The 9203-nt window shown below is 46.3% G+C and carries 2 protein-coding genes; both read right to left on the reverse strand.

Annotation, left to right across the window (positions count from 1 at the left end; genetic code table 11):
- Nucleotides 1–8614, reverse strand: an 8614-nt coding sequence (gene rtxA / locus AACQ38_RS23030; protein ID WP_165579165.1) for an MARTX multifunctional-autoprocessing repeats-in-toxin holotoxin RtxA, incomplete at its 3' end; no start/stop codon positions are given.
- A gap of 126 nt (nt 8615–8740) precedes the next feature.
- Nucleotides 8741–8902: a hypothetical protein gene (locus tag AACQ38_RS23035; protein ID WP_158538258.1), complete on the reverse strand. Its 162-nt coding sequence runs from the start codon at nt 8900–8902 to the stop codon at nt 8741–8743.
- Between the last annotated feature and the right edge of the window lie 301 nt (nt 8903–9203).

The raw sequence follows: 9203 nt of genomic DNA on the forward strand, positions 1-9203 counted from the left end.
CGACGCTGTGTTTACTGTCGCCATTGCCGATGTGCACCATCACATTATTATCCCCGAAAACCAGTGACTTAAAGCCCCCCATACCGACTTTGACGCCCACGTTTGAGGTTCCCCAATTGAGCGCGGTGAATTCGCCATTCCCCACCCCCACCTGAATATTACCCGAGTAACTTAGCCGGTTATTCGAGATATCACTTGAATCGGTCTCAATGTTATTTTTGCGTCTCTCCGGCACTGTGAAAATATCGGTATTATCCACAATCGCCCCTCTGGCCGGCATCTCCGCATCCGCCATGCCGACACGCGAAAGATGGATATCGCTTTCAGCAATATGACGACGCACGCGCTCTGAACGGGTTTCAAGTTCGCCTTTTTCATTCCAACTCAGGACGACTTTGTTATCAGCCAGCTTATGGATCCATTGACGGCGTTCATTCCAGGTAAATTTACGGCCGTCCACATCAACGGCGACTGCACTACGACGAGCCGAAACCGTCGTCTGAATACCCTGCTCCTTTAAGGCCGTAATAAAGTGACGGGCAAAACCATTTCGTTTGTCATCACTTATCAGCGAACAACCCACGATGCTAATGTGGTCTGGTTTACCCGCCTGACTAAAGTTTCGAGTGAATTGTTTGAGTTTCACGGCCAGCTCATCTGCACTGTAACTACCCAGACGAGTGTAATTCTGCTCTGATTTGCTACGACCATGCCCCACAAGTTGCCAACGCAACTTGTCTGATGGTTTAAGTTGAGATAAATCGCCGTAGACAACACGGTATTTACCCTCAGAATCAAGCTGAACCACGACACTGGAATCCGGGTGTTTACCCGCCAGATTGACCGCTGCTTCGGCGACAGCAAGGTCATCCTCCACCTGGATAATGATCTGACTATCAAAATGCGTTTCACGGCCATCGGTTTGTGGTGTTACCTCGGCGGTTTGCCAGAGCTCAACGGGCTTATGAGCTAACTTTACCGCTGGTGCGACTTGCAAACTATTAAGCAATTGAACACGCGGCACATTGGCAACATCATTATATCTACGCAAGCCCCCCTTGGTAATAAGCTGATTCAGTAACGAAGTGCCGCCATTTTTCGCCACAGCCGTTTCCAATACCTTATTTTTGCCAGATAATGCGGTTAAATCTTCCACAGGCGTGTGGCTTTTCTTTTTCGCTATTATTTCAAGCTGAGCCTCCTGAAGTGCCTGAGCATAGTTAAACAACTCGGTTGGCGTCCAGACACCAAACTTTGGCAGCCACTTATGGCCGACAAGTTTATCTGCTCCCCCTGCTTTTAATATTCTGGCAACAATGCTTGAACAGTTATTCCTCAGCAGTTGGTAATGTTCATTAGGATCATTGCTGATTTTACGCCATTTCGCCTGCATTGCCGCCACATCCAGACCTTCAAGATTAATACGAAATACGCGCCCTTGATCGGCTTCGCGGTCTTTAAAGTTCTGAATATCCGCCAACTCTCGCTCTTTAAATTGACGAATGACATTGGCAGTACGTTTTTCTATCAATTGAGGGTCTTGAACATTTTTATTGGCTTGATATCGCAGTTCTTCCGCAAAAAACCTGCCAACATCTGCCCTCTCGTGTTCATAACCATTCCACATGTCAACAAATGGCTGGTATATCTGTTTAGGAATACCGGATGATTGCAGCAATCTAGGATCTGCCAATGCCATCATAGTAAAGTCTTCAGTAACATCTTTGAAGGCGACATCTACCCCTTGTGCCCATTCTAGCTTGCTAGTGAAACGTTGTAATTTATAGTCACCATATCTCAGACCGAACTTATCGCGCTCTTCGTAGGCGACATCTATTTCAAGGGTTCTATGATTCAACAACGGCCACCAACTGGCATAATTTCTCTTATTGATAAAGCCTGCGATGTCCGCATTAACATGCGCACGCCCCTGGCCAATTTGCATTGCGCCGTGGCCTAATAGGCTATGAGCGCTTGGTTTCCAAACAAACAGTGTGGCACTTATTGGAGATAAATATTGCTCAATCGCCTGATGGATCTTTCTTAAACCAGAGACATCAATACCTTTCCCGTCATTCGATAAATCGCTGGCTTTCAGATTCGAGAAGACGGCATCTGAAATATCTTGACCATATTCTTGAATAACCGCCGCTTTGACTTGCTCAACCGCCTTATCAGCACTTTCCGCTTTCTGATTAATATGAATATTTTCCTTACCCCGAGTAACAAAATCACCGTTTTCATCAATATAAAGGTGTTTTGAATCTTTAAGATTGGCACTGCCAAGCTGATCATACAGCCTACTGAAATCGCCTTGCCCTGGGATTTTTACGGTGGACCCAGCAAAGACCATCGACTCATTAAAGCACGTGTCAATTTGAGACAATAAGGCCCTCATCGCCGGTACACGACCTGAGTCAGGATGACCTAAGAGGTATCCTTCAACTTGTTGGCGCAAATCGGATAATTTTCTAACCACATTCAATATATAGTCTTTTCTGCCTTGTCGGATATTGTGATAACTCTCTAGCGCATCAATGACTTTTTTGTAATTATCACCACGAATTTTGCCCACCACCGATGCCGCTTCCTGAAACTCACTTACCGACATCAACTTTGGCAAGGGTTTCCAAGCGCTATCCACATTCTCCGTAAGAATTTTAGTATTTCTTTGATGATTAAATACAATCTGGTCTTCAATGAAATATAACTCATCGGGTAACCGCGCATTATCGTTACCATTATCAAACCATTGGTCGACGTCGACAATTTTTTTTAGTACGGTAACGTTGAGCTCTTTTTTTTCACTTTCCCCCAATTCCTCCAGATTAACACCAGAAATTATCGGCACTTTTCTAATGAGTTCACGCGTCTCATGTAAAGGAGATCCCATAATGCTGTCAGATTGTGTTTCAACAGACCGAGGAATTAGCGAAACACCGGTATTTTTTGCGCGAATTCCCGCGTTGATCTGCAACCGGCTAACAGCTTGTTTCGCACTCGCCAACGCTCGCAACTCTTCTTCGGTCAGCCCCTGATAATATCGGTTTCCCGCCTCCGGCATTGATTCCGGATCGATATGACTGCCGGTTTCTCCCGCGCCAGTTGACTCATAGGCTTTTTCTCCTGACAAGCCGCTGCCACTTGCACCACTGCGAACAGGCTTGTCATTGCTCAGTTTCGCCCCTTTAGCATCCGCCTGAGTCTGAGCCGCTTTATTTTCCGCCGCCGCAATATCACGCTGACCCCGATTTTCTGCATTCTGATACGCGATATTGGCGTTATCCTTCGCCTTTTCCGCCTGCTGCTGTTGCAAAAGCGCTTCTTTTTCTCTCTGCTCTGCTTTTAATTGCGCCTCTACACCATCAAGAATAGCCTTATCACGATTTTGTTTACCTTTTTCTGTTCCGGCTGCTGATAGCACCACGGTATCTTTTACTTTTTGCTGTATATCAATAGCATCCCGATGTATATCCGCCAGCCGTTTTTCTAATGTCGGCTTAATATCATCCAATCGTTTCTGGATGTCCTCAGCGATTCCACCCGCATAGTCGAGATAATGGCTCTCTAACTCACGACTCTCATCAGTTTCATCTTTAAGTGCTTTAAATTTGTCCGCGAGTAAAGTCAGCTCTTCCGTCACGGCCTGCGCTTCTGCTTCTATCGCATTGCGTTGTGTCAGCCCATTTTGGCTAACTGCTGCCTGATCCGTTAATTCCAACTGGGATTGCGATTTCGCAATTCCTGCCAGTTGTTTCTCTTGTTCCTGTTCCAACAGTTGGCGATCTCTTTCCGCTTTTTCTTTATCGCTTAATGCATTTTGTACTGCTTTACCCTGTCTCACATGTTCGGTAACCACATCGGTTTGTAGTGGGTTCTCAGATTTTGCAACAACGTTATCCAGAACATAGCCTACACCATCATTCAAACCGGTTCCTTTAAACTCAATGCGGTTACTGCCTGCCCGTGCAATTAATTCCAGCGTTTTACTTTGCCACTCTATTGCATTTCCAGACGTTGAGAATACTCGTTTTCCATTCCAGAAAACGTCCATACCATTGTTGATAATATAGGCATTGGAACGATGAGCAAAATCAAAACTCAGTGAAATCACCTCGCCTTCAGACAAGTTTTGCAGATCCTGGTAAATCGTGGTGTTTCTCTCCGCATCAAGTTCACTGACGCGTTCTCCATGACTGGCAATATCAAAACCATAAACACTCGCTGAACCATATGCCTCTATACCATGAGTTGACTGCCAGCCCAGCTCACCTTGTTCAAAGTCACCATTGACGATCAAATTTTTACTCTGATCTGACACCGATTGCGTTTTTTGACTCAAAGCACCTTCTATTGAACTGACGTCAGGCGTCTCCACCGCTGTGACAACACCATTGAGATGATGGGTTAAATCTGAATTTACCGGCGCAATTTCATCCAGTTCAAAACCATCAATAGCAGAAACTTTCGCTAAATGAATCGCCCCTCTGCCTCTATGAGTGCCCGACGTGTTAGTTTCCTCCCCCTGCACCAGATAGTTGATCGCCTGACTGCCCATCACACCGAGTGCAGTTTGTTTGATATTGTTGAAGAAAGCGGCCAGTTTGTTGCTTTCCGTATTACTCGCGGCAACCGCCAGGCTGTAAAAATCACCCTCACCTATCTTAATCGCCACATTATTGCGCGCATAAGAGGCATTAACCGCTAAACCATGACCCACCTGAATATTGGCGTTACTCTGGCCTTTCATGACCGCCACATTCAGGCCATTGCCCACTTTGGTATTGACGTTATATTTACCCCACGCCACATTAACCGAAATACCCTTACCCACATGGGTGTTAATATTCGCGTCGCCATGCGCGGCGGTAACATTTAAACCGTTGCCTATTGTCGTGGTCACGTTAGCTGTCCCTTTCGCCGCCGTCACCTGCATACCGTCTCCCACTTTGGTGACAATATTGCCTTCGCTCCATAAGGCATTAAAGCTGTCTCCCTGACCTACCTGAGTAATTATGTTGGCCTTGCCTTTCGCCAGCACCACATTGCGCCCGTCACCAACTTTAGTGACAACATTGGCTTTGCCCCAGGCACCGGTATAATCGTCACCGTTACCCACATGGGTGATAATGTTGGCATCCCCCTGAGCTACCGTGACTTCCTGTCCCTTCCCCACTTTGGTCATCAGGTTGGCTTGACCTTTCGCGAAATTATAACGGTCGCCATTCCCCACTTGGGTCAGGATATTCGCTTCCCCCCAAGCCGCGTTTACGCCGGTACCATGACCAACCTTCGTGATGATATTGGCTTTACCTTTGGCAAACCCCACCGTTGAGCCTTCTCCAATATGGGTCATCACGTTACCCACTTTGGAAATCAGCAGGCCAACTGTGGTACCGTCGCCCACTTTGGTCAGAATATTGCCTTTACCAAGCAGGATACCGACGGTTGTCGCATCACCGACATGCGTAATAACGTTCGCTTTCGCCGCCGCAACAACCCCCATAAAATCATCACCCACTTTGGTAACGATATTGGCCTCACCCAGTGCCAAGACCCCCGTTAAGCCATCCCCCACATGGGTCATCATATTGGCTTTACCAAACATGGCCGCCAGCGTTATGCCATTACCGACTTTGGTCATGACGTTCAGTTCACCGGCAAACAAACCAATACTGGTGCCATTGCCCACATGCGAATAGATATTGGCTTTCCCTATCATTAAAGCGGCTGTCTGGTCGTTACCGACTTTGGTCAGCACATTGGCCCCGCCAATCAGGGCCGCAAAGGTATTGCCCTCCCCGACATGGGTAAAAATATTGGCTTTGCCGATCATCGCCGCCAACGTCATACCATTACCCACTTTCGTGGCGATATTGCCCTTTGCCAGCATCAGCGCAACACTGGTGCCATCCCCAATATGCGTAAACACATTACCTGCGGCGACCATCAATGCCAGCGCATCACCGTCACCCACTTTGGTAAAAATATTACCCACTCCCCCCATTAATGCCCATGCATCCCCTTTGCCGACATGAGTAAACAGGTTACCCGCGCCAATCATGGCCGCAATTGATGTACCCTCCCCGACTTTGGTGAAGATGTTCCCTGCCGCGGCCATCACGCCCAGTGTCAAACCGTCGCCGACATGGGTCAACACGTTGCCAACACCAAACATGATGCCGGTCGTGTCACCCTTTCCAACTTTGGTCAAGATATTCGCACCACCCAGCATAACGCCCGTGGTATTGCCGTCCCCGATATGCGTAAGGACATTTGCCCCGCCGCCCATGACCACCCGCGCATGGCCTTTCCCTTTCTTGGTAAAGATGTTGGCTCCGCCCAACGCAATGGCGGTGGTGTTGGTAGTTTCAGTCCCCTCACTGAGATGAGTGATAATATTGGCACCGCCAAGCATACCGGCAACCAGACTACCCGCACCGAGCTTAGTCAGTACGTTAGCGCCGCCTAACAGTACAGAGGAGATGCTCCCTTTTCCCGCCTGAGTGATGACGTTAAAACCGCCAGACCCAGACCAATCCGCGCTACCATTACCTATCTGAGTATGCGTGTTATATCCGCCCAGCATCCGCACCCGGCTGCTACCGTTGCCTTTGTGGATTGAGATATTGCCATAAGCCAGAAGATGAGCCAGGTATTGCCCATCCCCGATACGCACAAGAACATTTACCGCGCCACCGGCGTAAACATCCATTTTTCCGCTCTTACCTTGGTGAACCAAGACATTGGCTAAACCGGCACCACGGAATGTCAGATCGCCATTTTCACCTTTTTTTACAATCACGTTGGCGGCACCCGCACCATTAAAATGCGTATCACCGAACTTTGAGTCATGCAAAATAACGTTCGCTGCCCCCGCTCCTGTGAAATTAATATCTCCCCGCGTGACATCAGATTTAATAACGTTTCCGCCCCCTGCACCGTTAAAATTAACGTCACCACTGCTTGCAGATAATTTCACAAGGTCTTGCTGATGATATTCTTTGCTATGCACTAATCGATGGGCGGTACGGCGCACTGTATTGATGTCATATTGAAGCTGACTTAATGTGTAACCGGAGCCAGCAGAGGCATACCCGTTATCATAAGAAAACTCTTCATTGGCTAAATCACCCGTATAATCGCCTGTTTTATACCAAGCGGTTGCGATGTATTTTAGTTGCTTTGTTTCGGGATCATTGGCCAACTGAACTTCAACCACTTTGGTATAGGGTCCCAATACTTTGGCATACACATAAGTATTGGGTTTTCGATTCGATTTGACTGCGGAAACATCGACTGTGCTACCATCAGAAAAGACAGCATCCCCCCCCATTTTGGCATCGCCTAGCGAGATATCCTCCGCTTTAACCATCATGCCACCCGTATAGGTTACCCACTGATCTGACAACAGGTTTTCCTCGATAGCATGGATCGTGACGGGTTGCAGACGCTCAAAGATTAAACCGGAAAGATGATAAGCGCCATTAGCATTTACCGTGATAAATCCATTGCCTGACGAAATTTCTTTCGCAGCAAGATTTTCAAGGTGATTGCCCGCTTTATACCAGGAAGTGGCATAATAACCGAGTCTGCCCGTGGTGGGATTATTTCGCAGCCGAACTTTACTGATTTTAGTGTACATTTTGTCAGCAAAGGCAAAAAGATAGGTATCCGGCTCGACGGTTGATTTCATCCCTGTAACTTGCTGAGACTCTCGTATCCAGCTTCCTTCCATCGTTGCCGTCGTTAATACAACTTCTTTGGCTTTAGCAAACTCCAGTGTCTCATCATCGAAATCGCTATTCGCGTCTATTCTGGTGATTACATTGTAAGCCCCCGCACCGGAGAAATTAATATTGCCATACGCGACATCAGAATAGAGCTGGCTATAACCGCCGACACCTTCAAAAGTAATATCACCGCGGGTCTGTTCATACTCGTCTTTATTTTGGTATACACGCTCAATTCGATTCGATGCACCCGCGCCACGTAAGATAATATTACCCTCTTTACCTTTACGTACGATGTGATTATCAGCACCGGCCCCGTTGAATGTAACGTTACCGTGTTCTACCCGCGAGCTGATATTATTTGCAGCACCGGTGCCATTAAACGTCACATTTCCCTGTGAATCTTGATAACGGTTAAACCAGGTACGGTCAATATCATTGCCTGCCCCTGCGCCGGCAAAATCTAAATCTCCCCGATTAGTTTCATGCCATAACTGATTGTATCCACCGGCCCCTCTAAAACGAGTATCACCAGACAACCCTTTACGGACCAGTTTATTATAACCGGCCGCACCCGAATAATTTAAATTTCCCGTTTCACCCGTGTGATCAATAACAGCCACACCGGCAGCCCCCGCAAATGACAGCCCGCCATTTCCCGTTTTATGAATACCGGTGTAACCTGAAGCCCCCTTTACCGCAAGGTCGCCATCTGTATGGTATACATCGACTTTAAATGAACCAACGGTAACATCATCATTTCCGCCATAAGCATAAACCTCACCACCAATACCAATAGCAGTAATACTATTACCGTCATTATCATCATAATATCTTCCTGTAAAGAGGTACACTGCACTTCTATTTGATGATTTACCCATAAATAGTCCTTTAATTTATTATTTGGGTTAAACAGAAAACCACGGCACCTAACGGATGTACCCGTTATTGAGAATATTTAAGTTCTCATGAAATAGTGAAATCTTCTGATTTTTAATAGCAAAAAATTAAATAAAGAAAAAACCCACCATTAAAATTAATATCAGATATTGTTTGCATGAATTTATCAGACATACTTTTTCCAAAAAGTAATTTATTAATAAAATGGATATATACCCGTCATCTTTCAAGTTGCTTCTTTGTTGGCTGCACTCGCTCACCCCGGTCACATAGTTATCTATGCTCCTGGGGATTCTCTCCCTTGCCGCCGCGATGCATCTTGAAATCCATAGGGTATAACAAGGAAAACGCCAAATTCAGAAAGATTATTATCGCAGATCTCTTTCTGCGATAATATCGGAAACACAGAGAAGATAATAAAGTAACACCTATGATATAAAACTTCGTCAATTATTTATTCCATCTCCGTAAATAACCATGCAGATTATAACCATCAAAACAGTACAAGTAAATAAAATAATAACACCTTACTTTTTTGGCAATGAAATTATAACCAATAAAACTTATTAA

It is taken from the genome of Photorhabdus sp. RW14-46, assembly GCF_963887965.1.
GTDB classification, from domain to species: Bacteria; Pseudomonadota; Gammaproteobacteria; order Enterobacterales; family Enterobacteriaceae; genus Photorhabdus; species Photorhabdus laumondii.